This is a genomic window from Mesorhizobium sp. M1182 (assembly GCF_040318335.1).
Lineage (GTDB): Bacteria > Pseudomonadota > Alphaproteobacteria > Rhizobiales > Rhizobiaceae > Mesorhizobium.
On the sequence record NZ_JAMYMD010000032.1, the window covers coordinates 18,778 to 44,105 of the forward strand.

21 protein-coding genes are annotated in these 25,328 nt (G+C 64.3%); 10 read left to right on the forward strand and 11 right to left on the reverse strand.

The annotated features are described in order from the left end of the window. Positions 1-43: 43 nt before the first annotated feature. Both NKH33_RS26755 and NKH33_RS26760 read right to left on the reverse strand, forming a co-directional pair. A complete protein-coding gene (locus NKH33_RS26755) occupies positions 44-1,303 on the reverse strand; it encodes an ABC transporter substrate-binding protein (protein ID WP_352819621.1) in 1,260 nt (419 codons plus the stop codon). A gap of 2 nt (positions 1,304-1,305) precedes the next feature. Next, complete coding sequence (locus NKH33_RS26760) at positions 1,306-2,265, reverse strand: N-acetylmuramic acid 6-phosphate etherase (protein WP_031212743.1); 960 nt, start codon at positions 2,263-2,265, stop codon at positions 1,306-1,308. 199 nt (positions 2,266-2,464) lie between these two features. Here NKH33_RS26760 and NKH33_RS26765 point away from each other — a divergent pair, with 199 nt between their 5' ends. The 4 genes from NKH33_RS26765 to nagA are packed head-to-tail and all read left to right on the forward strand — an operon-like array spanning position 2,465 to position 6,322. Further along, the gene (locus NKH33_RS26765) at positions 2,465-3,346 is read left to right on the forward strand and encodes a glucosamine kinase nucleotide-binding domain-containing protein (RefSeq protein ID WP_352472799.1); all 882 of its coding nucleotides are present in this window, start codon (positions 2,465-2,467) and stop codon (positions 3,344-3,346) included. After that, entirely contained in the window at positions 3,343-4,125 is a 783-nt protein-coding gene (locus NKH33_RS26770) for a GntR family transcriptional regulator (RefSeq protein WP_352472800.1), read from the forward strand. The genes NKH33_RS26765 and NKH33_RS26770 overlap by 4 nt, the downstream gene beginning before the upstream one ends. Then, a complete protein-coding gene (locus tag NKH33_RS26775; RefSeq protein ID WP_036239401.1) occupies positions 4,122-5,153 on the forward strand; it encodes an SIS domain-containing protein in 1,032 nt (343 codons plus the stop codon). The genes NKH33_RS26770 and NKH33_RS26775 overlap by 4 nt, the downstream gene beginning before the upstream one ends. Beyond that, positions 5,150-6,322 carry an N-acetylglucosamine-6-phosphate deacetylase gene (gene nagA / locus NKH33_RS26780; protein WP_352819617.1) on the forward strand — a complete coding sequence of 391 codons (1,173 nt, stop codon included), beginning with the start codon at positions 5,150-5,152 and terminating at the stop codon, positions 6,320-6,322. The genes NKH33_RS26775 and nagA overlap by 4 nt, the downstream gene beginning before the upstream one ends. Before the next feature lies 1 nt (position 6,323). Here nagA and NKH33_RS26785 read toward each other — a convergent pair whose 3' ends face one another. From NKH33_RS26785 to NKH33_RS26800, 4 genes are all read right to left on the reverse strand, one after another. Further along, positions 6,324-7,847: a malonate--CoA ligase gene (locus tag NKH33_RS26785; protein ID WP_352922259.1), complete on the reverse strand. Its 1,524-nt coding sequence runs from the start codon at positions 7,845-7,847 to the stop codon at positions 6,324-6,326. 40 nt (positions 7,848-7,887) lie between these two features. Further along, positions 7,888-8,565, reverse strand: coding sequence for a ribulose-phosphate 3-epimerase (gene rpe / locus NKH33_RS26790; RefSeq protein WP_352449613.1), 678 nt, complete (start codon positions 8,563-8,565; stop codon positions 7,888-7,890). A 221-nt stretch (positions 8,566-8,786) separates the two neighbouring features. Next, positions 8,787-12,464: a DUF7929 domain-containing protein gene (locus tag NKH33_RS26795; protein ID WP_352922261.1), complete on the reverse strand. Its 3,678-nt coding sequence runs from the start codon at positions 12,462-12,464 to the stop codon at positions 8,787-8,789. A gap of 10 nt (positions 12,465-12,474) precedes the next feature. Further along, entirely contained in the window at positions 12,475-14,436 is a 1,962-nt protein-coding gene (locus NKH33_RS26800; RefSeq protein WP_352922264.1) for a hypothetical protein, read from the reverse strand. 570 nt (positions 14,437-15,006) lie between these two features. Here NKH33_RS26800 and dnaK point away from each other — a divergent pair. From dnaK to NKH33_RS26830, 6 genes are all read left to right on the forward strand, one after another. Then, positions 15,007-16,923 carry a molecular chaperone DnaK gene (gene dnaK / locus NKH33_RS26805; protein ID WP_023679851.1) on the forward strand — a complete coding sequence of 639 codons (1,917 nt, stop codon included), beginning with the start codon at positions 15,007-15,009 and terminating at the stop codon, positions 16,921-16,923. Between the two features lie 213 nt (positions 16,924-17,136). Continuing rightward, positions 17,137-18,267, forward strand: coding sequence for a molecular chaperone DnaJ (dnaJ, locus tag NKH33_RS26810; RefSeq protein WP_023679852.1), 1,131 nt, complete (start codon positions 17,137-17,139; stop codon positions 18,265-18,267). 117 nt (positions 18,268-18,384) lie between these two features. After that, entirely contained in the window at positions 18,385-18,990 is a 606-nt protein-coding gene (gene pmtA / locus NKH33_RS26815) for a phospholipid N-methyltransferase PmtA (RefSeq protein ID WP_023679853.1), read from the forward strand. Positions 18,991-19,050: 60 nt separating this feature from the next. Next, complete coding sequence (locus NKH33_RS26820; RefSeq protein ID WP_352571544.1) at positions 19,051-19,647, forward strand: NADPH-dependent FMN reductase; 597 nt, start codon at positions 19,051-19,053, stop codon at positions 19,645-19,647. Further along, positions 19,644-20,357 carry an orotidine-5'-phosphate decarboxylase gene (pyrF, locus tag NKH33_RS26825; protein WP_023679855.1) on the forward strand — a complete coding sequence of 238 codons (714 nt, stop codon included), beginning with the start codon at positions 19,644-19,646 and terminating at the stop codon, positions 20,355-20,357. Before NKH33_RS26820 ends, pyrF begins: the two co-directional genes overlap by 4 nt. 27 nt (positions 20,358-20,384) lie before the next feature. Beyond that, a complete protein-coding gene (locus NKH33_RS26830; protein WP_352922266.1) occupies positions 20,385-20,672 on the forward strand; it encodes a DUF1330 domain-containing protein in 288 nt (95 codons plus the stop codon). Here the strand turns inward: NKH33_RS26830 and NKH33_RS26835 are convergent. The 5 genes from NKH33_RS26835 to NKH33_RS26855 all read right to left on the reverse strand — a co-directional run bounded on the left by NKH33_RS26835 (position 20,669) and on the right by NKH33_RS26855 (position 25,231). Continuing rightward, entirely contained in the window at positions 20,669-21,727 is a 1,059-nt protein-coding gene (locus NKH33_RS26835) for a D-alanine--D-alanine ligase family protein (protein WP_352922269.1), read from the reverse strand. The two genes, NKH33_RS26830 and NKH33_RS26835, sit on opposite strands and share 4 nt — an antisense overlap. 270 nt (positions 21,728-21,997) lie before the next feature. Continuing rightward, positions 21,998-22,879, reverse strand: a complete 882-nt coding sequence (locus tag NKH33_RS26840) for an SMP-30/gluconolactonase/LRE family protein (protein WP_352449619.1) — start codon at positions 22,877-22,879, stop codon at positions 21,998-22,000. Continuing rightward, positions 22,879-23,517 (reverse strand): 2-dehydro-3-deoxy-6-phosphogalactonate aldolase, encoded by a 639-nt coding sequence (locus NKH33_RS26845; protein WP_352820815.1) that lies wholly within the window; start codon positions 23,515-23,517, stop codon positions 22,879-22,881. The genes NKH33_RS26840 and NKH33_RS26845 overlap by 1 nt, the downstream gene beginning before the upstream one ends. After that, positions 23,514-24,464, reverse strand: a complete 951-nt coding sequence (locus NKH33_RS26850; protein ID WP_502901214.1) for a 2-dehydro-3-deoxygalactonokinase — start codon at positions 24,462-24,464, stop codon at positions 23,514-23,516. Before NKH33_RS26850 ends, NKH33_RS26845 begins: the two co-directional genes overlap by 4 nt. Next, positions 24,464-25,231, reverse strand: coding sequence for an SDR family NAD(P)-dependent oxidoreductase (locus tag NKH33_RS26855; RefSeq protein ID WP_352614229.1), 768 nt, complete (start codon positions 25,229-25,231; stop codon positions 24,464-24,466). The genes NKH33_RS26850 and NKH33_RS26855 overlap by 1 nt, the downstream gene beginning before the upstream one ends. Positions 25,232-25,328: the final 97 nt, after the last annotated feature.

Consider the following 25,328-nt stretch of genomic DNA (forward strand, 5'->3'; position numbering starts at 1 on the left):
CGACATCTCCCCCTCGAGGGGGGAGACAACGCTTCGCCGCGCTTTACTTCGCCGGCTTGTACCAGCTGTCGAGGCCGTCCTGCAGCTTCTTGGCGGCAGCTTCCGGCGTGTCGGTGCCGTTGATGACGTTGGCCGATTCAACCCACGTCTCGTTTTCGAGGTTCGGCGTGCCGCGCGACAGGATCTGGTAGGTCGAGCGGATCGTCGACTTGCACTTGCCGCGCCAGGAGACGAATTCCTGGGCCAGCGGGTCTTCCATCTTCACCGGGGTGTTGTTCAGGCTGAAGAAGCCCGGCAGCGCGTTGGCGTAGATGGTGGCGAAATCCGGCGAGGCCACCCAGGACAGGAAGGTCTTGGCCGCATCCGCGTTCTTCGAGGCCGCATTGAGGCCCATGCCGATGTCGGTGTGGTCGGAGATGTAGCAGGTGTCGCCGGCCTTCTGCACCGGCGGCGGGAAGGCGCCCATCTTGAACTGCGCCTGCGTGTTGAACAGGCCGATCTCCCACGAGCCGGCCGGGTAGATGGCGGCGCGACCGAGCGTGAACAGGTTCTGGCTGTCCGGATAGGTCTGCGCCTCGAAGCCGTCGCCGAGGTAGTCCTTCCACTTGGCCAGTTCCTTGAAGGGCTCGACCCACTGCGGATCGGTCAGCTTCTGCTCGCCCTTGATCAGCGCCAGGCGACCTTCCTCGCCCTTCCAGTAGTTGGGGCCGATGTTCTGGTAGCCCATGGTCGCCGCTTCCCAGAGGTCCTTGGTGCCCATCGCCATCGGGATGTAAGTGCCGTCGGCCTTGATCTTGTCGAGCGCGGCGAAGAATTCGTCGCGCGTCTCCGGCACCTTGATGCCGAGCTTGTCGAAGGCGTCCTTGTTGTAGATGAAGCCATGGATGACGGAGGCCATCGGCACGCAGAAACTCGACTTGCCGTCGTCGGTCTGCCAGGCGGCCTTGGCGACGTCGGAGAAGTTCTCCATGCCGGGCAGGGTCGAGATGTCGGCGAGGTTGCCCTTCTTGAAGAGTTCCAGCGACTTGTCGAACGGGCGGCAGGTGATCAGGTCGCCGGCCGAGCCGGCGGCGAGCTTGGCGCCGAGGGCGGCGTCATATTCGGTCGGCGCCGACGGCGCGAACACCACCTTGATGCCCGGGTTCTTGGCTTCGAAGGCCGGGATCAGCTTGTCCTTCCAGATGGCAAGGTCGTCGCCGCGCCAGCTTTCGATGTTGAGCGTTACGTCGTCGGCATACGCCCCCCCGGCGGAGCCGAGAATGCTGGTGCCGAGAAGAAGTGCCGTCAGTAGCTTCGTTGTCATGCTCAGTCTCCCTGTTGACCTTTTTCAGGTTCGGTTTTGATGAGAACAGAGGCATTGCGCCCCTTGCTCCCCTCGATCGCGGAAAGGGCCGGCCGCAGCTTGTGGCCAGTCCCTTCCAATATCTTCTCGGCTGCATCGGCGCTGGCGGCGCCGGCGGCGAGCAGAATAGCGGTCTTGACGACGCCGCCGCTCCTTTCGAGCAGGCGCGCCGCCTCGTCCTTGTCGCGCCCGCTGACGGCGGCGACGATGCGTGCGGCGCGGTCGCGCAGCTTGATGTTGTCGGCCATGAGGTTGACCATGTAGCCGTCATGGACATGGCCGAGATGGATGGCGGCGAGCGTCGACAGCATGTTGAGCGCGATCTTCTGGGCGGTGCCTGCGCCCATGCGCGTTGAGCCGGCAATCAGCTCCGGCGGCGTTTCGAGCAGGATGGCGATGTCGGCCAGCCGCAACAGCGGCGCATCCCTGTTGTTGGCGATGGCAATGGTCGCCGCACCGCGGCGCCTGGCGTCCTCGATCGCCCTGACTGCATAAGGTGTCGAGCCGCTGGCCGAGACGGCGATCAGGCAGTCGCCCTTGCCGATGCGGGCGGCGGCAACTGCTGCCGAAGCTTCCTCGGTGTCGTCCTCCGGCCCGCCGGCCAGTGTCTTGAAGGCCTCGTCGCCGCCGGCGATCAGGATGGCGATGCGGTCGCGTTGGATGCCGAAAGTGCCCGGCAGCTCAAGCGCGTCGGCCAGTGCCATCAGGCCCGAACTGCCGGCAGCCGCATAGGCGAGCTTGCCGCCGCTTTTCAGTCTGCTTGCGATGATTTCGGCTGCCGCAGCAATGGCAGGAATGGCGCCGTGCACGGCCTTGGCGGCCTCGATCTGTGCGTTGGCCAAAGAGGAAAGGACGGCTTCCGGGGCCTGGATATCCAGTCCCTCGGCATTCTGGTGAAGCGCTTCGGTGCGCGTTTCGGCCATCCGCTTTCCTCCAATCGAGAAAACCATACCAAAAAAATACCACTTGTCCACACGCATTAATGAAATCCTTGCGGCAGTGCAGGCTTGCGAACGAAATTGGCTGATTTTCCAACAAACTACGCCTTAACTTTTTTGAAACGGAAATTAATCCTTGGCTATTGGTATTTTATTGGTATTATCCGCCCGGAGGAGAAATCGCGTGAAATTCGTGCTCGGCATCGATGGCGGCGGCACCAGCTGCAGGGCGGCCCTTGCAACGGCCGACGGCATCGTCCTCGGCCGCGCCAAAAGCGGTGCCGCCAACATCCGAACCGATCTCACCGGCGCCAGGACGAACATCGTCGACGCAGCGCAGCAGGCCTTTGTCGCCGCGGGCAAGGATCCCGCACTGATCCCGCAAACTCCGGCCGTTCTCGGTCTTGCCGGCGCCAATGTCGGCACCTACCGGCAGCAGCTCGAAGCGATCCTGCCGTTTCGCATCAGCCGTGTCGAGACCGACGCCGAGATCGCGCTGGAAGGCGCGGTTGGCTCCGGCGACGGCGCCATGGCCATACTCGGCACGGGCACCGCCTATATGGCACGCAAACAAGGCAAGTCGCGCGCCATCGGCGGCTGGGGGTTCCAGGTCGGCGACCAGGGCAGCGGCGCCCGTATCGGCCGCGACCTGCTCGAGCAGACGCTGCTCGCCTATGACGGCATCCGCCAGGGATCGCCGCTGACGGAGACCATGCTCGCCATCTTCCGTAACAATCCCGAGGATCTGGTCGAATTCACCACCAACGCCAAGCCCGGCGATTTCGGCGGCTTCGCGCCCAAGGTGTTCGAACATGCCGAAAAAGGCGACGTCGTCGCTATCTGGATCCTCGACAAGGCGGTCGCCGATGTCGAAGCAGCGCTTGGCGTGCTCGACCTGGGCGGCGGCGATCCGCTCTGCCTGCTCGGCGGGTTGGCGCCGCTTTACGCGCCGCGCCTGTCGGCCCGCTACCGGGCGCTGCTGAAACCGCCGCTCGACGACGCGCTGGGCGGCGCGGTTCAGATGGCGGCTCGGATTTTCGCAAACACGGCGGAGGCAGCTCGATGAGTGAGGCCGCCGACCAGATATTCGCGGCGCTGAAACAATCGTCGCAGAGTGGCGCGCCGCTCTATCTGCAGCTCAGGAAGAGTATCGAGGATGCGGTCAAACGCGGGCTGATCGGACCTGGCGATGCGCTGCCTTCCGAGCGCGACATCGCTAGCAAGGCCGACATTTCGCGCGTCACCGTGCGCAAGGCGGTGCAGGACCTGGTCAAGGGCGGCATCCTCGTCCAGCGCCATGGTTCCGGTACCTTCGTTGCGCCACGTATGGAGCGCGTCGAGCAGTCGCTGTCGATGCTGACCTCGTTTACCGAGGACATGGCACGGCGCGGCATGGCGGTGCGTTCGGCTTGGCTCGACCGCGGCCTCTATCCGCCGTCGCCCGACGAGATGATGGTGCTCGGCCTGGCGTCGAACGAATTGGTGGCGCGCGTGGCGCGCCTTCGTATCGCCAACGACACGCCGCTGGCGATCGAGCGCGCCTCGCTATCGACAAGCGTGCTGCCCGATCCGGCGGCGATTGGTTCGTCGCTCTACGCCGCGTTGGAAAAGACCGGCAACAGGCCGGTGCGGGCGGTGCAGCGCATTTCCGCCACCAATCTCGGCGATAGCGACGCACAGCTGCTGGAAGTACCGCCGGGCATTGCCGGCCTGCACATCGAGCGTATCTCCTATCTGGCGAGCGGCAAGGTGATCGAGTTTACCCGCTCCATCTACAGGGGCGACGCCTATGATTTTGTCGCCGAACTCCGGCTGAGCGGGCCGGGCGAAGAGGGCCGGCCATGACCGCGACAACGACCCATATGCGGCGCGAGATCGAGGAGATCCCGGAGGCCACCGCCCGTCTGCTCGATGGCTCGGCCGCGGTGCTGACGGAAGCTGGACGCGGCATTCGCGAGCGCGACCCGAATTTCGTCGTCACCGTGGCGCGCGGCTCGTCCGACCATGCCGCGACCTTCATGAAATATGCCGTGGAGTTGACCGCCGGGCTGGCGGTTGCATCGGTCGGCCCGTCGATCGCCTCGATCTATGGCGCCAAGCTGAAGCTGGGCGGCTCGGCCTGCCTGGCGATCTCGCAGTCCGGCAAGAGCCCGGACATCGTTGCAATGGCGCAAGCGGCGAGGACCGGCGGTTCGCTGACCGTCGCCATCACCAACACCGCCGATTCGCCGCTGGCGCGGGCTTCGGACTACGCGATCGACATCCTGGCCGGACCGGAGCGCAGCGTCGCGGCGACGAAGACCTTCGTCAATTCAGCCGTCGCAGGACTCGCCTTGATGGCGCATTGCACCGGCGACGAGAAACTCCTGGTGGCGCTCGCGCGCTTGCCGGAGCATTTTCGCAAGGCGATCGCCTGCGACTGGATGGCGCTGGCTGGGGCACTCGAGACGCCGAAATCGCTGTTCATTCTCGGCCGCGGCCCGTCGGCGGCGATCGCCAACGAGGCGGCGCTGAAATTCAAGGAAACCTGCGCCATGCATGCGGAAGCCTATAGTGCCGCCGAGGTCATGCACGGCCCGCTGGCGCTGGTCGGTCCCGGTTTCCCGGTGCTGGCTCTGGCTGCTCGCGATGCGTCCGAGCCATCGGTGGCCGATGCCGCCGACAGCCTGGCCGGCAAGGGCGCTGCCGTCTTTGTGACGTCGAACAAGGCAAAGAGCGCTCAGCGCCTGCCGCATGTCGCAACCGGTCATCCGCTGACCGACCCGCTGACGCTGATCGTGTCGTTCTATGGTTTCGTCGAGGCTTTTGCCCGCCATCGCGGCCTCGACCCCGACACGCCGCCCAATCTGCGCAAGGTAACGGAAACCCTATGAGCGACCGTTTTGCCCTGACTGGCACCCGGATTTTCGATGGCGACGACTGGCACGACAATGCGGCGCTTGTCGTGCGCGACGGCCTCGTCGAGGCCATTGTTGCCGCCGGTGCCATTCCATCCGATGTTGCGCGTATCGAGACCGGCGGCGGCATGCTGGCGCCTGGCTTCGTCGATCTGCAGGTCAATGGCGGCGGCGGCGTCATGCTCAACGACCATCCGGACGTCGCCTCGATCGAGACCATCTGCCGGGCGCACGCACCCTTCGGCACGGCGGCGCTGTTGCCGACGCTGATCACCGACACGTCCGAGATCACCGCCGCGGCGGTTGCGGCCGGAGCCGAAGCGGCACGGAGGAAGGTGCCGGGGTTCCTGGGCCTGCACCTCGAAGGGCCGCATCTGTCGATCGCCCGCAAGGGCGCACATGACCCGGCTTTGATCCGGCCGATGCTAGACTCCGACCAGACGATGCTGATCGCCGCACGGAAAGACCTGCCCGTGCTGCTGACGACGGTGGCGCCCGAATCCGTCGAGCCCAGCCAGGTGTCGGCGCTTAGCAAGGCCGGCATTGTCGTCAGCATCGGCCATTCCGATACCGGCTATGCCACGGCTCGCGCCTTTGCCGAGGCCGGCGCAACGGTGGTCACCCATCTGTTCAATGCGATGAGCCAGATCGGCAATCGCGAGCCGGGGCTGGCGGGCGCCGCAATCGATACAGGCACATTCTATGCCGGCATCATCGCCGACGGTATCCATGTCGATCCGGCCACCATGGCCATCGCCTTGCGCGCCAAGCAGGGGCCGGGCAAGATCCTGCTCGTTACCGATGCCATGGCGACAATCGGCACCGACATGACCTCGTTCACGCTGAACGGCCGCACCATCCACCGCAAGGATGGCAGGCTGACACTTGCCGACGGCACGCTGGCGGGCGCGGATCTCGACATGATTTCCGCGGTGCGCTTCATGCACCGCGTCGTCGGCCTCGACCTCGACGAAACCTTGCGCATGGCCTCGCTCTATCCGGCGCAGGCGATCGGCCAGTCGCACCGGCTCGGGCGCTTCGCCAACGGTACCGCGGCCAACATCGTTTCGCTGTCGGACGATCTGGACATTAAAAGCGTCTGGATCGATGGTGCCAGGGTTTTTGCAGGCAGCCCTGCTCGTTAGGTTAGCCGGCTTTGGACGTATAGAGGTCCTTGTAGGCTTCGCGCAGCAGGTTCTTCTGCACCTTGCCCATCGTGTTGCGCGGCAGTTCGTCGACGAAGATCACCCGTTTCGGATGCTTGTACCTAGCGAGGCGCCCGGCGATGGCCTCAACGATCCCTGCGGCGCTGATGGTCGAGCCCAGCGCCCTCACCACGACAGCGGTGACGCCTTCGCCGAAATCCGGATGGGCAACGCCGATGACAGCGCTTTCGGCGACGCCAGGCAGTGCGTCGATCTCGCTCTCGACTTCCTTTGGATAGATATTGTAGCCGCCGGAAATGATCAGGTCCTTGCCGCGGCCGACGATGTGGACATAGCCGTCAGCATCGATCAGTCCGAGATCGCCGGTGATGAAGAAACCGTCGTCACGGAACTCCGCTTTGGTTCTTTCCGGCATGCGCCAGTAGCCGCAAAAGACATTGGGACCCCTCACCTCGATCATGCCGACATCGCCCTTGGCAAGTGTTTCGCCGCTCTCGGGGTCGGTGATGCGCAGGGAAACGCCGGTCAGGGGAAACCCGACCGTGCCGGCACGCCGCTCGCCATCATAAGGATTCGACGTGTTCATGTTGGTCTCGGTCATGCCGTAGCGCTCGAGGATGGCGTGGCCGGTGCGCTCTCGCCAGGCTCTGTGCGTCTCGGCCAAAAGCGGCGCCGAGCCGGAAATGAACAGACGGATGTTTTTCGCCGCTTGCCGGTTCAAACCGTCCTGCTGCAGCAGGCGGACGTAGAAGGTCGGCACGCCCATCAGCACGGTGGCCCGCGGCAGCAGCGAGACGATGCGGGCCGGGTCGAATTTGGTTTCGAACAGCATCGAGGCGCCGGCCATCAGGACGACATTGGTGGCGACGAAAAGGCCATGCGTGTGGAAAACCGGCAGCGCGTGAATCAGCACGTCTGCGGCAGTGAAGCGCCAGAGGTCGACCAGCACCCGCGCATTGGAGGCGAGGTTTTCGTGGCTGAGCATGGCGCCTTTCGAACGGCCGGTGGTGCCGGATGTGTAGAGGATCGCAGCAAGGTCGTCCGGTCCGCGCGCCACGTCGTGGAAGTCCATGGCCGTCTCGGAGGCGCGATCGGTCAACGAACCCTCGCCCTTGCTGCCGAGTGTCGCGACCGCAGCGCCCGAGGCCTGCGCCAAAACGCCGATCTCGGTCACTCGCGCCGGGTCGCAGACGATCAGTCGTGGTTCGGCATCCCTGAAGAAGTAGTCGAGTTCGGTCAGCGTATAGGCGGTGTTGAGCGGCAGGAAGATCGCGCCGGCACGCAGGCAAGCGAGATAAAGGAAAATGGCCTCCGGGCTCTTCTCGACCTGAACGGCGACGCGGTCGCCGGCTTCGACGCCCAGCTGCGACAGCACATGTGCCAGTTGAGCGGAGCGCGCCAGCATTTCGCCATAGCTGATCGAGCGCCCGTCCTCTGCCTCCATCAAAAGGCGTCCGGGCGTGGGCATCCGGGCACGGAAAGCATCGAACAGATGGTTGCTCAAAAGTCCCCCCGAGCGGCTGTCTCCGGCCGAACGGCGGCGGTCAGCCGGCCGCCTTGTCCGCCGCTGCCCTGATTGCCTCGATGTTTGCCCGATAGGCTGCGACGCTGCCGCCCTTGAAAATGGCCGCACCGGCGACCAGCACGCTGGCGCCGGCGGCGGTGACCAGGGGCGCAGTTTCCGGCGAAATGCCGCCGTCGATCTCGATCCGGATCGGCCTGTCACCGATCAGCGCCTTCACCCGCTTCACCTTGTCTACGATCGCCGGAATGAAGGCCTGGCCGCCGAAGCCCGGATTGACCGTCATGATCAGGATAAGATCGAGCCGGTCGAGCACGTATTCGATCATCGTCTCCGGTGTCGCGGGGTTGAGCGACACGCCGGCCTTCTTGCCAAGGTTTTTGATCGTCTGCAGCGAGCGGTCGAGATGCGGCCCGGCTTCGGCGTGCACCGTGATGCCGTCGCAGCCGGCCTCGGCGAAGGCGGCCAGATAGGGGTCGGCGGGGGCGATCATCAGATGGCAGTCGAAGAAGGCCTTGGTGCGGTTGCGGATCGCCTTGATCACCGGCGGCCCGAAGGTGATGTTGGGGACGAAATGCCCGTCCATGACGTCGAGATGGATCCAGTCGGCGCCGGCGGCCGCCACCGCCTCGACCTCGTCGCCGAGCTTCGAGAAATCGGAAGCCAGCACCGATGGCGCGATCAGGGTTTTTTTGCTCATGACGCGGTCTTCCCGAACGCCTCGGTTTACGGACCCTCTGTATCGCCTGCCTAGACCATGAGTCGAGTCCGGAAAGTGGAAGCCGGTTTGTTCTTCCGCTGATGCCACGGCTTCAGGTTTTCGCTGCTCTTTCATCTGCCAGCCAAAGAAAAACCCCGCCGGATCGCTCCGGCGGGGTTTTCTTGATCGAATGATCACCCGTTTGAAGTTCGCGCGCGATCCTATTGCTCGAGCTGCGGCTTGCGCCTTGGCAGCTGCTGAAGAACATCTGGATTCAGCAGCAGGCTCGGTTTGCGGATCGGTTGGCACTGGCCATTAATCGGCCGCGCGCCCGGTGCGCACTCCAGCCGCGGTTTGCGGCAGGCGCCGTCGCGCAGCTCTGTCCCACGCGGGCAGACGCAAACGCCACGCTTGTTGTGGATCTGACCGGGTATCGGGCACTCCACCACAACAGGCTTCTTGCGCCTGCAGGCATTGCCTTGCACTTCCGTACCCCGCGGGCAGACGCAATCGCCGTTGGCGTCGTGGATCTGCCCGCGGATGGTGCACTGCTCCGGCTTCGGCTGGATTGGCCGGCAGGCATTGCCCCTGACTTCCGTACCCCGCGGGCAGACGCAATCGCCACCGGCGTCGTGGATCTGACCGCGGATGGTGCACTGCTCCGGCTTCGGCTGGATTGGCCGGCAGGCACTACCCCTGACTTCCGTGCCCCGCGGGCAGACGCAATCGCCGGCAGCGTCGTGGATCTGGCCACGGATGGTGCACTGCTCGGGCTTCGGCTCTTTCCCCACGCAAGCGCCGTTCTCCAGTTCGGTTCCGTGCGGGCAGACGCAGCGTCCGTCTTCGGTACGGATCTGGCCTTTGAGCAGAACGCAAGGTTTTGGCTTCGGCACGATGACCGTGCCGCCGCCGGACGAGCATTGGCCGTTGCGGAAGGTCGTGCCGGGCGGGCAGACGCAGTTGCCGGCGTCGTTCATGACGAAGCCTGCCGAGCATTCCTTCTTCACCTCATTCCTGATGGTGAAGGGATGACAGGCATAGGCCTTGCCGTGATCGCCCTGCACGTTGGCCGCGCCGCGGGACAACACGTCGCCGCCGCCTTGCACCGGCGTGTCGGGAGAGAGCACGCCGACGCAGTTCTGACCATTGACAGTGCCCTGCAGATTTGCCAGGCGACCGTCGTCGGGAAGCACCACGGTCACGTTGTGAACGTGGCTTTCCCCGGCGCCGAGCGTCAGTTGAGCGATGCAGGACACAGGCAAGATTGCCGGCTCCGGCGAGCAGCCGAAGGGCGGATCGATCGAGGTGATCGCAACGCCCTCCAGCCGGCCGAGGCCTTCGACGCCGATCGCATCGCCGATGCGAACCGGGCCGGAGAAGGCGCTCGCGCCATCGTTCGTGATGGCGATCTCGAACGAGCAGGGCTGGCCGGGCTTGCACTCGGCATCGCCGGTCTTCTCGACGCGGATGGTCGAGGCGCCGCCGCCCTTGGCGCAGGCCTGGCCGATCGGATAGACGATGTCGTCTCCCGGAGCCGGGCCGTAGGAGCCGCGTGCGCAGTTCTCGAATTCGCCGTTCGCGGCAACCGTCACGTCGAAATGGCGGCTGGTTCCAGGCGTCATGACGGCGCCGGCAAGCTGGCACGACAGCGCATTGGCCGGAACCGGTCCGCAAGTCCATTCCGCGCCGTCTGGGGTGACGGTCTGGATCTGGACCGGCGCTCCGCCGGCTATCAGCGTCGCGGCATCGTTGACCCGTACCGGACCGGTCGGGGCAGTGGTGCCGAGGCTGATGACGGTAATGCGGCAGGAAACGACCGCAGCACCGGCCAGCGAACCATTGCAAACCTTGGTGATGCGCAGGGCCGGCTGGCCGGCATTCGGATGACGGATGCGTTCCTTGGTGCAGGCCCTGTTGTTGGTGATGTCGTTCTCACCGGGAATAGCCTTCACCTCGGCGCAGTTCTCGACACTGTCGGGCCGGTAGTTGGCCGGCATCACCGCCCTGACGAAGATCGGCGTCGAGGCGCCAGGCAACAGCACGATGCCGGCATTGTCGCAGCGGAACTGGCCGGGGCCGTTCGGTCCGCATGTCCATGGCGGCGTCGGGCCGAAGGTCGAGGATGCCGGCACGCCGCCCGGATAGGTATCGACGACCGTCAGCGGCCCATTATAGGGGACGCTGCCATTGTTGATTATGTCGACCACGAAGGTGCAGACGCCATCGGCCGAACAGAATTCGGTGCGGGCGCGCTTCTTCAGGATCAGGTCGACCTTCTTCTCCACCGGCGGCCGGCAGTTGCGGTCACGATCGCCACGCCGGCAGACCGGGATCGAAGCACAGCCGCGATCGTTTTGCTGGCTGCCGAAAAGCGGCTTGCCGCTGGCGCCGTAATTGTAAGTGGCGCAGTTGCGCAAGGCGCTGCCTCGCCAGCCTGCGGCCAGCTTGAAGCCGAGCTTGAGGTCGACAGAGGCACCCGGATTGAGCGTGGTCACCGGATGAGTGCAAATCATCGGGGTGGTTCCAGGCGCGCAGACCCAAGGCGGGTTCGGCCCTGAATCGAGGGTGGAGCCGGCCGGCAGGGTGACTTCGTTGAGCACGATCTTGCCGTGGTAGGGTGCATCGCCGACATTGGTGACCCTGATGGTGAAGTCGCAGCCGCCACCCATCGTGCAACGTTGCACGTCGGCGCGCTTTTCGACTTTCAGATCCGGTTCCTTGTCCTTCGGTGGGCAGCGCTGATCACGCGGGATGACGATATCGACAGTCTGCGTACAGCACAGGCCCCAGCCCTCCCTCGGGCCGGCATAGGTTTCGATACCGGTGACGATGATGTGGATGACGTCGCCGGGTGAAGCGCCGACGATCTTCCAATTGAGCACACCGCCGCCGGCCGGCACCAATTGCGTGTCGGGAATGATGGTGATGCCGGGTGTCGTCGTCGAAAGCTGCACCCATTTGCCAGCCATCTCTGGGCCGACCGGCATGTGGTAGATGAAGGCGCCGCCGCCGGGCACGCAATCAACCGTGCCTCGCTCCACCTTGAAGCATTCCTTGCCGGGAGGTGGAGGCGGCGGGTTGCACCTGGTGACGTCGATCTTGATCGAGGTCTTTGCACCCGTGAGGTAATTGCCGTCGTCCGGCTTGCCCGGGTCCTGCGACGGGATTTCGATGCCGGCGCCGCGTTCGCGGCTCACCTTGACCAGGCCCTGGTTGTGAACGATCGTCGGCGACGGAAACGCCGCATGGTCGATCTTGGCGGTGATCTGGAAGGTGACGGCGCGCTCGTTCGCAGCGCCGATGCCGTCGAGATCGCTGGCGGAAATCCGGAAATCGGGCACCGCCGCGGTATCGTCCGGTGTAGCCGAACTGCTGATCGCAGCACCGGGCAGCGGTCCGCCGGACGCATCGGTGCCGTCGCCGGTCACATGCACGCCGACGATGCGCAGGCCGTGCGGGAGCTGGTCCCTGAAATCGAGCCTGACCTTTTTCAGCATGGCGGCGAGGTCCGGGCTGGCAAAACCCTGCGGATTGCCGCGCAAGCCAAAGCTCAGCGAGTATACGACATAGTCGCAGCCTCTCTGGGTGCCTTTCTTGGTGAAGAAGGGCACAATCCGGCCCGGCTCCGGATTGACGATGCGAGGATTGTCGAAATCGAGCCTGGGATCTGGAACGGCAGTGTAGATGCCCGCATCGGCAGGCTTGGTCTTGGCCGGAGCAAGGTCTTCAGCGAAGCCTTGCAGCGGACTCAGCATGGCGACCGCGATACCGGCCGCCATCAGCCAGCGCACACCGCGCCTGGCGAGTGACAGGGGTTTCACGATGGTCTCCATGACGAATGATTGTTTGCCGGTTGATTGGCTGCTTGTCGCAGGCGGGAAAAATGCGAGATTGCTCATCTTCCCCTCCTCACGGTTCGCAGCTGACGGCTGGGGTTCTGAGCGGCAAGGTCATCTTGCAGCAAGGATAGTAGCCACCCTTGTCGCTATCGGACTGCCTGTAGAAGCAGAGCCCGACATCGACCGTATCGCCAGGGTAATGGCCGGTGATGCCGATCGTGTATGGCGCGCCGGGCGCATGCGACAGAGGTGAAGTCACCCCAACGCCAGGCGTCCTGGACAGAGCCTTGATCGAATCGCCGCCAAAGCCGGCATGGTCATGGAGATAGAGATCGGCCTCGAGGCCGGAGGGCGTGCAGAAATACCTGACATCCTCGACATCGAGGCAAGGAGGCAGATTGCCGGGGGGCGGAAAGTCCGGCGGATAGAACGGTGGCAGATAGCCGCCCGGCACCTGCTCGTAATAGCCGGCACGGCCTTCGCAGGGGCGCCAGACCTCGACGTCGCCGACATGGCCTTCGACTTCCGGGTCTTCGAAATAATTGTCGAAGTCGACGAACCACGAGCCGAAAGGCGGCATGTTGGCCGGCTTGACCAGTGCCGTCGGCGTGATTTGCACGCCGTGCACGGCGAGTGGCCCGCCGGCTGCGAGTTGTTCGGCAAGCTCCGGGTTGTCGCGCAACTTGTCGCCGGTATCGACCAGCGTGTCGGTGCAGACGCCGGTATCGAGATTGCCTTCGGCATCGTAGCCATATTGCAGGTCGAGGCCGCCGGCCGACTGTCGGTTGTCTTGCGGGAAGCCGACCGCATATTCCTGCGGCACTTCCACCCAGGCCGATTCCGTCGCCGGATCGTCCGGATTTTCGCGCCAGTAGCGGATGACCTGACCCTTGCCGGAATCGGCGAACTGGCTGTAGTCGTAGCGGTTCTCCACCGGGCCGCGCTGGGCCAGGTACATGAAGCCTTCGTTGTCGAAGGCGATGTCGGTGACCGCGTAATCCTTGTCGGCCTTGACCGTCAGTTCCCAGCGCGGGTCGCCGGCGAAACTGCCGTCGCCGGCAACGCCTACCGACCAGATCTCCGCCTTATCACCGACCGAATAATAGAGCCGGTCGCCACGATAGGCGACCGACCAGACGCGGCGCTCGTCCTGCGTGTAGCCCCAGCTGTCGGGGTCCTCGCTGTCGAAGGCAGCACCCTGGATGTCAATCACCGAGCCGTCGTCGGCAAGGGCGGCAAGCCCGTGCGCCGGGCGGCCGGCTATGCCGTGGTCGAACGTGTCGAGCAGCGCGCCATTGGCGTCGATGCGGTGGATGAGGCCGGTGTCGAGATCGCTGGCGAAGAACTGGCGGTGGATATTGTCAAAAGTGACGTCGCCGATGCCGGAACCGCTATTGGTGTCGATATCGGCGAATTTCGAGACGGCGCCGGTAATGCCGTCGATCTTCCAGATCGTTCCGGGGCCGCCGCCGTTTTCGGTGCCGAACTGGCCGTCCATGAAGACAGCGTCAGCCGTGCCGCGGCGCTGCCGCTCCGGCCGGCCGTCGGCGTCGCCGTCTGGCGTGACTATGCGGATGCCGTGCAGCGACGTGGCGCCGGCATAGAGGTTTGGAATGGCCGATGGGACGCCGTCGCGCACGCCGTCGTCGTAGGTGATGCCGAACACCTGGCCGATTTGCCCGGCTGTGACCTCGAACGGTGGCGGGGTGAAGACCAATTGGCCAGACGCCGGCCCGCCCAGCCTTGAGACGTCGAAGATGCGCAAGGTCGCGCGCGCCGTGTCGATGAAGGTTTCGTCGACGGGATCGACGCCCGGCGGCAGGCCTTCCTCGAAATTGGGAATGATGGTGCCGGAGAATCCGGTCATTGCCATCGAGCCGGGATAGATGATCCGGGTTTCCTGAGCCTGTGCCGAGCCACCGAGCCAGAGCCCAGCGGCGAGCGCCAGGATCGACAATCCGCTGGCAGCCTCGATGGCGCGGCGCAAACGGCCGGCACGAGAGCGCACGAACGCGCCGTGGTCGCAAGACATGGATCTCCCCCCACAGGTCATGGGAGAAACATCCGGTCCCGGCGCGCAAATCAGGGCAAGGCGCGGCGTTCCGGCACGTTCATCCCTGATCGAATTGTCTGCTTTCCTCAACGTCACGATACGCCTGGGTCCGCGCAGGGTCAACGGAACCGGCGAAAAGCCCAGCGCATCGACCCGGTCCCGAAGGCGATGGTCGCGCTGAGCTCCTGCTGTTCCCGGAGACCATGGAGCCTCTGGATCTGTGGTCATGGGGCTTTCCTTTCCGGGGCCGCACCACGCGGCACCTGAGCATCAGTCGCGGGGCGAGGCGGAAAGGTTCATGGGCCGGGGGCCGGCCCGGCTGGATCACCGCCGAAAATACGGGCCTGCCGGTCCCGAATCCGATCAACCGCGATGAATGGTGAACGCCTTGCGCAGAATGCTTGCGCGCCACGCAGCCTGTTCTTATATACGCGCCAAGCCGTCCAGCGCCGAATGCCGGTTGCCGGAGCGGAATTTCTTGTGAACAGGGGCTTTCGTCGGAACGCCTGTACGGGTCCTGAGAGCCTGCTTAGCGGAGAGATTAGAGAAATGGCAAAAGTAATCGGTATCGATCTGGGAACAACCAACTCCTGTGTCGCCATCATGGACGGCAAGGAATCCAAGGTGATCGAGAATGCGGAAGGCGCCCGCACGACCCCTTCCATCGTCGCCATCAACAGCGACGGCGAGCGCCTCGTCGGCCAGCCGGCCAAGCGCCAGGCGGTTACCAATCCTGAGAACACCATTTTCGCGGTCAAGCGCCTGATCGGCCGCCGCTACGACGATCCGGTGACGGAGAAGGACAAGAAGCTTGTCCCCTACAAGATCGTCAAGGGCGACAATGGCGACGCCTGGGTCGAGGCCGGCGGCAAGAAGCAGTCGCCTAGCCAGATCTCGGCGATGATCCTGCAGAAGATGAAGGAAACGGCGGAGGCCTATCTCGGCGAGAAGGTCGAGAAGGCAGTCATCACCGTTCCGGCCTATTTCAACGACGCCCAGCGCCAGGCGACCAAGGATGCCGGCAAGATCGCCGGCCTCGAAGTGCTGCGCATCATCAACGAGCCGACGGCGGCAGCACTTGCCTATGGACTGGACAAGAAGGAAGGCAAGACGATTGCCGTCTATGACCTTGGCGGCGGCACGTTCGATATTTCGGTGCTCGAAATCGGCGACGGCGTGTTCGAGGTGAAGTCGACCAATGGCGACACCTTCCTCGGGGGCGAGGATTTCGACATGCGTCTGGTCGAATATCTGGCGGCCGAGTTCAAGAAGGAACAGGGCATCGACCTGCGGAACGACAAGCTCGCCCTTCAGCGCCTCAAGGAAGCGGCTGAAAAGGCCAAGATCGAGCTGTCGTCCACCACGCAGACCGAGATCAACCTGCCCTTCATCACCGCCGATGCCACCGGCCCCAAGCACCTGACGCTGAAGCTGACGCGGGCGAAGTTCGAGAGCCTGGTCGAGGATCTCGTCCAGCGCACGATCGATCCTTGCAAGGCGGCGCTCAAGGATGCCGGCCTGAAGGCCGGCGAAATCGACGAAGTCGTCCTGGTCGGCGGCATGACCCGTATGCCCAAGATCCAGGAGATCGTGAAGCAGTTCTTCGGCAAGGAGCCGCACAAGGGCGTCAACCCGGATGAGGTCGTCGCGTTGGGCGCCGCTATCCAGGCCGGCGTGCTGCAGGGCGACGTCAAGGACGTGCTGCTGCTCGACGTGACGCCGTTGTCGCTCGGCATCGAGACGCTGGGCGGCGTATTCACGCGGCTGATCGAACGCAACACGACGATTCCGACAAAGAAGAGCCAGGTGTTCTCCACGGCCGAGGATTCGCAGTCGGCGGTGACCATCCGCGTCTTCCAGGGCGAGCGTGAAATGGCCGCCGACAACAAGGCGCTCGGCCAGTTCGATCTGGTCGGCATCCCGCCTGCGCCGCGCGGCGTGCCGCAGATCGAGGTCACCTTCGACATCGACGCCAACGGCATCGTCAACGTCTCGGCCAAGGACAAGGGCACCGGCAAGGAGCACCAGATCCGCATCCAGGCGTCCGGCGGCCTTTCGGACGCCGACATCGAGAAGATGGTCAAGGACGCCGAGGCCAATGCCGAAGCCGACAAGAAGCGGCGCGCGCTGGTCGAGGCCCGCAACCAGGCCGAGGCGCTGGTGCATTCCTCGGAGAAATCTCTGAAGGAATACGGCGAGAAGGTTTCCGAGGCCGACCGCACGGCGATCGCCGATGCGATCGCGGCGCTGAAGACCGCTGCCGAAGGCGACGATGTGACCGAGATCGAGGCCAAGACGCAGACGCTCGCCGAAGTCTCGATGAAGCTCGGCCAGGCCATGTACGAGGCTTCGCAGAAGGAAGCCGCCGAGGCCGACGCCAAGGCTGATGCCGCCAAGGACAGTGACGTCGTCGATGCCGACTTCGAGGAAATCGACGAAGACGACGAGAAGAAGAAGTCGGCCTGAACCGCCTGACGGTACAGGTAAGGGAAAAAGCCCGGCGCACAGCCGGGCTTTTTTGCAACCCTTTGCCGGAAAAACGCTGAGCTGCCCGAAAAAATGCGGACAAAGCCTCGTAGACACTGGCATCGCGGCTCCATCACACCTAAATCGGAACAGCGTGCCGGCAAACGACGCAACGATGCTTCAAGACGTTGACTATCCGGACTGCGGGAAAACATGAAAGCTGATTTTTACGAAACGCTAGGCGTGCAAAAGGGCGCCGACGAGAAGGAGCTCAAGAGCGCTTTTCGCAAGCTCGCCATGCAGTTCCATCCCGACCGCAACCCAGGCGACCATGCCTGCGAGCACAAGTTCAAGGAAATCAACGAAGCCTACGAGACACTGAAGGACCCGCAGAAGCGCGCCGCCTATGATCGCTTCGGCCACGCCGCCTTCGAGCACGGCGGCATGAATGGCGGGGCGCAAGGCTTTGGCGCCGGCGGCTTCGCCGACATTTTCGAAGACATTTTCGGCGACATGATGGGCGGGCGCCAGCGCCGCTCGTCCGGCGGCCGCGAGCGCGGCGCCGACCTGCGCTACAATATGGAAATTACGCTGGAAGAGGCATTTTCCGGCAAGACCGCGCAGATTCGGGTGCCAGCCTCGATTTCCTGCTCGGAATGCTCGGGCAGCGGCGCCAAGCCTGGCACCCAGCCCGTCACCTGCTCGATGTGCAACGGCCACGGCAAGGTGCGCGCCACGCAAGGCTTCTTCTCGATCGAGCGCACCTGCCCGCAATGCCAGGGGCGCGGCCAGACCATCAAGGATCCGTGCCCGAAATGCGCCGGCCAGGGCCGTGTCACCGAGGAGCGCTCGCTGTCGGTAAACATCCCTGCCGGCATCGAGGATGGTACCCGCATCCGGCTGGCCAATGAGGGCGAGGCCGGCCTGCGCGGCGGCCCGTCGGGCGATCTCTACATCTTCCTCGCGGTCAAGCCGCACGAATTCTTCCAGCGCGACGGGGCCGATCTTTATTGCAAGGTGCCGATCTCGATGACGACGGCAGCGCTTGGCGGCTCGTTCGAGGTGACGACACTGGACGGTACCCAGACGAAGGTGAAGGTGCCGGAAGGCACCCAGAACGGTCGCCAGTTCCGCCTCAAGGGCAAGGGCATGCCTGTGCTGCGCCAGCCCAATATCGGCGACCTCTACATCCAGACCGTGGTTGAGACGCCGCAGAACCTTTCGCGCCGTCAGCGCGAATTGCTGGAGGAATTCGAGCAGCTTTCCTCAAAGGACAATTCGCCTCAGTCGAGCGGATTTTTCGCCCGCATGAAAGACTTTTTCGAAACGTTCGGCGAGCACTGAAGCTGATCCCTGGAAAACGCTTCCCGAGCGTCATCAACACCTTATCCGGGGATTCGCCTTGTCTTGCACCTCGTAACTGCTAAGTAGCATGCGAGGGAGCGTTGAGGAGGACTTTCAATGACGCGTAGTCCCGGACTGCGAAAGACGCTGGCGGAAAAGTTCGACGACGAGCTGAAGTTCTTCAAGGGCTGGATCGACAAGCCGAAGGCGGTCGGTTCGATCGTCCCGACCAGTTCCATCACCGCAGGCAAGATGGCCTCGATCGTCGATCCGACATCTGGCCTGCCGGTGCTCGAGGTCGGGCCCGGTACAGGCGTCATCACACGCGCCATCCTCGCCCAGGGCATAAAGCCTGAGAATCTCTACGCGGTCGAATATTCCACTGATTTCGTGCGCCATCTGCGCCAGCTTTATCCAGGCGTCAACGTCATCGAGGGCGACGCCTTCAATCTCGACGCGACGCTTGGCGACAAGCGCGACCTGATCTTCGATTCTGTGATATCGGGCGTGCCGCTGCTCAATTTCCCTGTCGCCCAGCGCATCGCCTATGTCGAGAGCCTGCTCGACCGTATCCCGGCGGGCCGGCCGATCGTGCAGCTGACTTACGGGCCGCTGTCGCCGATCCCGCCGGGCCGCGGCGACTATACGGTCGAGCATTTCCATTTCGTCATCCGCAACATTCCGCCGACGCAGCTTTGGATCTACCGACGCGGGGCCGCATGAATTGAAGCGTTGGGTTTGAATAGCACTTGTCTTATACCCATCGGGTGACAAGGCGGACCCATGGCTGTGATCCCGAAAATTCTCGTCGTCGCCGGTTCGTTGCGCAGCGGCGCCTATAGCGGCAGGACCGCCGACGTGGCACAGAAGGAACTTGCCATGCAGGGCGCCGAGGTGACCCGCATCTCGCTCGCCGACTATCCGCTGCCGATCCTCGACCAGGATTTGGAAAAGGACGAAGGCATTCCCGAAAACGCCGTCAAGCTCGGCCGGATGATCGCCGCCCATGACGGGCTGCTGATCGCGACGCCCGAATATAACGGCTCCATTCCACCGCTGCTCAAGAACAGCATCGATTGGGTGAGCCAGCTGCGCAAGGATGGCGGCCGGACGTTCAGGCCGCTTGCCGGCAAGGTCGCCGGCCTCTGCTCGTCTTCCAACGGACCCTTCGGCGGGATACGCTGCATCAACCATCTGCGCGCCGTTCTGGTACGCTGCCGGATGGAGGTGGTGACACCGGAGTGTTCGGTGCCGGAGGGCGGCTACGCCTTCGACGACGAGGGCAACTTCCGGGACGAAAGACTACGCCAATCGATGGAGCACCTATGCCGAACGCTGATCGAAACCTCGCGCATGCTGTCGACGCGGATCGAGGCATGATCCCGGACGCCGCGCATGCCGACACGATGCAGGAACGGCTGATCGTCGGCCTCGACCTGCCGACGCTGAAGGAAGCCGAGAAAGCGGTGCGCGAGCTCGACGGGATCGTCTCCTTCTACAAGATCGGTTACCAGCTCGCCTTTGCCGGCGGGCTCGATTTCGCCCGCGAGCTGGCCAGCGGCGGCACCAGGATCTTTCTCGACATGAAGCTCCTCGACATCGATAACACCGTTGCCAAGGGGGTCGACAACATCGCCAGGATGGGCATGAGCATGCTGACCATCCATGCCTATCCGAAGACGATGAAGGCGGCGGTCGAAGCCGCGAGGGGCAGCGACCTTTGCCTGCTCGGGGTCACCGTGCTGACCTCGATGGACGAGCAGGACGTGATCGACGCCGGCTATGAGTATGATCCGCATACGCTAGTGCTGAGGCGCTCCGAGCAGGCGCTGCATGCCGGCATGGGCGGCATCGTCTGCTCGGCCGAAGAAGCCGAGGCGGTGCGCCGCATCGTCGGCCCCGACCTGGCGGTCGTGACGCCGGGAATCCGGCCGAAGGGCAGCGACCATGGCGACCAGAAACGCGTGGTGACGCCGGCGCAGGCGATCCGCAACGGCTCCAGCCACCTCGTCGTCGGCCGGCCGATCGTCGGTGCGGCCGACAGGCGGGCGGCAGCGGAAGCGATCCTCGATGAAATGCGCTCGGCCTGAGGGCAGGAATTAACCCGGAGAAAAGCCATGCCCAAGGGATACTGGATCGCTCGCGTCGACGTGCGCGATGCGGAAGGCTACAAAGACTATGTCGCCGCCGCCAAACCGACCTTCGATCGCTTCGGCGCCAAGTTCCTGGCGCGCGGCGGCGCACATGAGAAGGCCGAGGGGCCGGGCCGCGACCGCAACGTGATCATCGAGTTTCCGTCGCTTGCGGCGGCGCATGACTGCTACCACTCGCCCGAATACCAGCGCGCCGTCGCGATCCGCCAGAAGGTGGCCGATGGTGAAATCGCGCTGGTCGAGGGGATTTAGGCGAGAAGCCGGTTCGCCGCTGCCTCCGCCATCGCGTCGGCGAGGCTCAAGCCCCATTGCTGGCGACAGTAATCGCGGAAATCGAAGCAGGGCAAGCCGGGGCAGACCTCGAACTCGATGAGGTGGACGCTGTCGTCGGCTTCGACCCGGAAATCGATGGAAAACACATCCCGCAGGCCAAGCCCGACCATCAGGCGTTCGGCGATGCGACGGATTCTTGCATCGGCTTCAGGCTGGCTGCCGGCGACCGGCAGCAGCACCGGCTCGGTATATTTTCCCGCAGCTTTCGCCGCTGCGCCGGTATCGCCGTAAAGCGCCAGGCTGTCCTGCATGGTCTGGAAATCGCCGCCCGAATCGACAAAGGCGATGCCCAGCGCCTCGACGCCGGTATCCGGCCGCAATCCGAGAAAACTGGCGCGCGCGTTGCGGCCGGCGACATAGGGCTGGACGATGACATCGTCGCGATAGGCGGCGAAGACGCGCCGGCTAAGCTCCAGCGCATGGCCGAGATCGTGGCAGTGCGAATCCGGCCAGATGCCGATTTTGGCGCCGAGCCGGTTCGGCTTGACGAACCAGCCGGCGGGCGAGGCCGGTGGCGCGACCAGCCAGGCGCCGTCACGGGCAAGGCCCGCCTGCGGCACCGGCAGGCCAAGCGCGCCGAGCACGGCGCCGGACCGGAACTTGTCCTGACAGAGCGCGAACAGCGCATCGTCGGCGCCGATCGCCTTGAGGCCATTCAGCCGTGCCAGAGCCGGTGCCGCGCCGCCGCGGAAATAGGCGACGCCGTCGGTCAGCGTCCAGACTAGCGTGGTCTTCGGGTCCTCGCCGCCGAGAAGGCTTGCGGCGTCGTCGAGCGCCAGCGGGGCAAATGACAAGCCGCGCTTCTGGCAAGCGGCGGCAAGTGCGTCGAATTCAGCAGCGAAGTCGGTCGATTGCGCCAGATAGGAGGCGATTTCGGCGGCACGCTCCGGCACGTGGTTATCGGCGACCAGCCGATCGAAGCAAGCCTTTTCTGGCTCGTAGACAAGGATCAGCTTCGGCTCGCGGCTTGACATGATCGAAACGATTTCCCGGCAGCACGATTGCCTAAAGCAATTCCAGGAAAAGTGTGAAACGGTTTTCCGTCCGGAATTGCGTCAAAACAAAGAGATAGAGCGTTTCAGCGTTCCCGCGAAACGATGAACCGTTCTAGCATCGCACGGCGAATGCATTCGGCTTTCGCGGAACCGACGTCAGCCGGACGCCTGCACGACAGCAACGGCGCCATCTTCCTGGTTGACCATGATCTTTTCCGAAAACCGGTTCCCACTTTTCGGGATCATGGTCTAGCCAATCAGCACGCGTGGCTCGAAGCGACCATTGACTGGAATGTCGAGCATGAATGTCATGCCGGCTTGCGGGTCGAGCAGGCGCTGCTTCTCGCTTTTGCCCGACCAGGCGGAGGTGACCGCCAGCCGGTCGGCATTCCTGCCGACGAAAGCCGGACAGGAAGGCTGCGTCGCCGGCATCGCCACCGAACGGACGAGCTTGCCGTCGGGTCCATAGGCTTCGACGACGCTGCCGCCCCAGCAGGCGTTCCACAATATGCCGTCACGGTCGAGCACCGAACCATCGATATAGCCCTTGGCCGAACGGTGGTCGACGAAGACCTTCGGTTCGCCAACCGGCAGTCCGGTCACCGGATCGCAGCCGACGCGCATCAACAGCCCGGTGCTGGTGTCGGTGTAATAGGCGATCGTCCCATCCTCGGAAAAGCAGATCGAATTGGGCACCGTGACGTCGGCATAGAGCCGGCGCAGCTCGCCCTTGAAGAACCAGTAGATCGAACCGGCACCCTTCTCCTCGCCCTTGCCCATGGTGCCGACCCACAGCGCGCCGCAAGGGTGAACGCGTGAATCGTTCGAGCGGGTGACCGTATTGTCGGCCTCGATCGGCGTGTGCAGCGTCAGCTTGCCGGTCGCGACGTCGCGGACATGCAGACCGGTCTCGGTGGCGATCAGCTGGCGTTGGTCGTCGATGATGCAGATGGCGCTGGCCATCTGACCGAGCTCGTGGATTTTGACAGCACCGCCCGACAGGCGCTGTTCGAGGAGCTGGCCGTTGACGATGTCGAACCAGTAGAGCGTGTCGGTGGCAGGGTCATAGCTTGGTCCCTCGCCGAGTTGGCAGACATGGTCGGAAAAAACCGAAACAATGGTCTCGCTCATCATGCCGCTCCAAACGCCGCGTCCCAGGCCTGAACTGCGGCTTTCGCTCGCGCTGCCACTTCGTCGACGCTCATGCCCGGCTTGAAGAGGCTGGAGCCAAGACCGAAGACGCTGACGCCGGCTGCCTTGTAGCCGGCAAAATCCTTATCTGAAACGCCGCCGACCGCGCCGACCAGCACACTGGCCGGCAGCACCGCGCGCATCGCCGAAATGCCTGCCGCGCCAAGCACGCTCGCCGGGAAGAATTTCAATGCCGAGGCGCCGAGCCGGATTGCCTGGAATGCCTCGGTCGGCGTGAACACGCCGGGCATCGTCACCATGCCGTAGTGCATGGCCCGGCCCATGACCTCGGCATCGATATTGGGGCTGACCAGCAGCCGCCCGCCGGCCTTGTGCAGGCCGTCGACATCGGCGGCGCTGAGCACCGTGCCGGCACCGACCAAGGCTGTTGGAGGAAGCGCTCCGACAATGCTGGCGATGGAGGCGTAAGGATCGGGAGAGTTGAGCGGCACCTCGATCGCTTCGACACCGGCGCCGAAGATCGCCTGGCCGATCGCCACCGCCTCGCTTGGCTTGAGGCCACGCAGGATGGCGACCAGACCCCGCTCGAGCTTTGGAAAAGGTGCGGTTTCGGTCATGCGGCAACTCCATTTCCAGCGATCATGCCATTTTCGCGCGCGGCTTCAGCAAGACCGGCACGCACCGCCTCGTCGGCGTCGACCACCCTGACCGCGAGCCCGGCAAGGCCGAGCGCCTCGGCATAGAGCTTGCCGAGTGCGCCCGACGCGATCAGCACGACGGGCACGGCACTCGCCCCATAACGGCGATTTGCCGAAGCGATCTCGCCGCCGATCAGCAGGCCGGACAGGCACGCGGCGGCATCCTCGGGCTTCAGATCCTGCAGCAGGCTGGCGGCGCGGATCGAGAACAGTCTTGAACCGATGTCACCGCCTTCGGCCAACGGCTTCAGGCACCACTCCCGGAAAAATGGATTTTCGGCGGCAACCGGCTTCGGCGGCTCGCCCAGCGAATGGCGCAGGATCGAGTGCGCGGCCAGCACCGAAAACAGCTCGCCGGTCGGCCAGGTGCCGAAACCGGCAACAGAGCCGTCCTCGACCAGCACCCATTTCGAATGGGTGCCAGGCATGCAGACGAGATGGCGTCCCTTTGCCGGCAAACCGGCGCCGGCAAGCTGCGTCTCCTCGCCGCGCATGACATCCGGGGCGTCGGCCAGACGCTGGGCAAGGCCGGGCACGATGCGGATGTCGCGGCGCTGGCCGGGAATGCGGGCAGCGCCGGCGAGAATAGCGCCGATCGGCGCCGGCACGCTGACATAGGGTGCCTCCAGCCAGCCCTGGCGCGAACCGGCCATGCCGCAAATGATGACCGGCAGCGCCTCGGCTGCGCCCAAGGCAGCCAGATGCCCTTCGAGAATGGACGAAAATCCTTTAGCCTGGGCGGTGATCAGCCCGTCATCGCCGCGCCGCTCGGCGAGAACCTTGCCGGCGCCGTCGAGCAGCCAGACCCTCATGCGGGTGGTGCCCCAGTCGACGGCCGCGACGGAAGCTGCCTTGCTCGATGAGATCACAGGAACCCCCCATCGACGATCAGCATCTGCGCGGTCAGCATGCGTGAGGCATCCGACGCCAGGAACAGCACGGTGCCGACAATGTCTTCCGGCTGCATCACCTCTTTGATGCACTGTTTGGCGACATGAGCGGCGAGCGCTTCTTCGGTGACCCAGAGCTTTCTCTGCCGCTCGGTGATCACCCAGCCGGGCGCGATCGCGTTGACACGGATGCCGTCGACGCCGAGCTTGCCGGCAAGACCCTTGGTGAGACCGACGATGCCGGCCTTGGCGGCGGTGTAGGCCGGCATATCGGGATGGTTGATGAGAAACGACGTCGAGGTGAAGTTGATGATCGAGCCGCCGCCGGCCCGCTTCATGCCCGGCGCCACCGCCTGTGCGCTGAAGAAATGCGGGCGCAGGTTGATGGCATGGTTGTTGTCCCAGAACTCCACCGTGACGTCTTCGACGGCATGGCGGTCATCCTGCGCGGCATTGTTGATCAGCACGGTCACGTCGCCATGCGCCTTGGCGGCTTTAGCCGCCGATAGCCGCAACGCCTCGATGTCGCGTATGTCGGTCTTGAGATAAAGCGGCCGCCGGCCCAGTTCCTTGTCTAACCGATCGGCCAGCGCCACACTCGGACGGTCCGCGATATCGATGAAGGCGACCTTTGCCCCCTGGCGGACAAAACCTTCGGTCAAGGCAGCACCAATGCCGGAGCCGCCACCGGTGATCAGCACCGAAGCGCCTTCGAGGTCGGCAAAGCGTGCCGATGGCATCATGAAATTCTCTCCCGGTCCAATGATCTCGGTCGGCCGGCGCGCATCCTATCCAGCCGTGTCGGGCGGGCAAGGGCGAAAGAGTGGATTGTCAGGACTT

What these genes read in the sequence shown, in the direction of transcription:
- NKH33_RS26755 (WP_352819621.1), bottom strand. Translation starts at nt 1,303, where the DNA reads ATGACAACGAAGCTACTGACGGCACTTCTTCTCGGCACCAGCATTCTC.
- NKH33_RS26760 (WP_031212743.1), bottom strand. Translation starts at nt 2,265, where the DNA reads ATGGCCGAAACGCGCACCGAAGCGCTTCACCAGAATGCCGAGGGACTG.
- NKH33_RS26770 (WP_352472800.1), top strand. Translation starts at nt 3,343, where the DNA reads ATGAGTGAGGCCGCCGACCAGATATTCGCGGCGCTGAAACAATCGTCG.
- NKH33_RS26775 (WP_036239401.1), top strand. Translation starts at nt 4,122, where the DNA reads ATGACCGCGACAACGACCCATATGCGGCGCGAGATCGAGGAGATCCCG.
- nagA (WP_352819617.1), top strand. Translation starts at nt 5,150, where the DNA reads ATGAGCGACCGTTTTGCCCTGACTGGCACCCGGATTTTCGATGGCGAC.
- rpe (WP_352449613.1), bottom strand. Translation starts at nt 8,565, where the DNA reads ATGAGCAAAAAAACCCTGATCGCGCCATCGGTGCTGGCTTCCGATTTC.
- NKH33_RS26795 (WP_352922261.1), bottom strand. Translation starts at nt 12,464, where the DNA reads ATGAGCAATCTCGCATTTTTCCCGCCTGCGACAAGCAGCCAATCAACC.
- NKH33_RS26800 (WP_352922264.1), bottom strand. Translation starts at nt 14,436, where the DNA reads ATGTCTTGCGACCACGGCGCGTTCGTGCGCTCTCGTGCCGGCCGTTTG.
- dnaK (WP_023679851.1), top strand. Translation starts at nt 15,007, where the DNA reads ATGGCAAAAGTAATCGGTATCGATCTGGGAACAACCAACTCCTGTGTC.
- dnaJ (WP_023679852.1), top strand. Translation starts at nt 17,137, where the DNA reads ATGAAAGCTGATTTTTACGAAACGCTAGGCGTGCAAAAGGGCGCCGAC.
- pmtA (WP_023679853.1), top strand. Translation starts at nt 18,385, where the DNA reads ATGACGCGTAGTCCCGGACTGCGAAAGACGCTGGCGGAAAAGTTCGAC.
- NKH33_RS26820 (WP_352571544.1), top strand. Translation starts at nt 19,051, where the DNA reads ATGGCTGTGATCCCGAAAATTCTCGTCGTCGCCGGTTCGTTGCGCAGC.
- pyrF (WP_023679855.1), top strand. Translation starts at nt 19,644, where the DNA reads ATGATCCCGGACGCCGCGCATGCCGACACGATGCAGGAACGGCTGATC.
- NKH33_RS26830 (WP_352922266.1), top strand. Translation starts at nt 20,385, where the DNA reads ATGCCCAAGGGATACTGGATCGCTCGCGTCGACGTGCGCGATGCGGAA.
- NKH33_RS26835 (WP_352922269.1), bottom strand. Translation starts at nt 21,727, where the DNA reads ATGTCAAGCCGCGAGCCGAAGCTGATCCTTGTCTACGAGCCAGAAAAG.
- NKH33_RS26840 (WP_352449619.1), bottom strand. Translation starts at nt 22,879, where the DNA reads ATGAGCGAGACCATTGTTTCGGTTTTTTCCGACCATGTCTGCCAACTC.
- NKH33_RS26845 (WP_352820815.1), bottom strand. Translation starts at nt 23,517, where the DNA reads ATGACCGAAACCGCACCTTTTCCAAAGCTCGAGCGGGGTCTGGTCGCC.
- NKH33_RS26855 (WP_352614229.1), bottom strand. Translation starts at nt 25,231, where the DNA reads ATGATGCCATCGGCACGCTTTGCCGACCTCGAAGGCGCTTCGGTGCTG.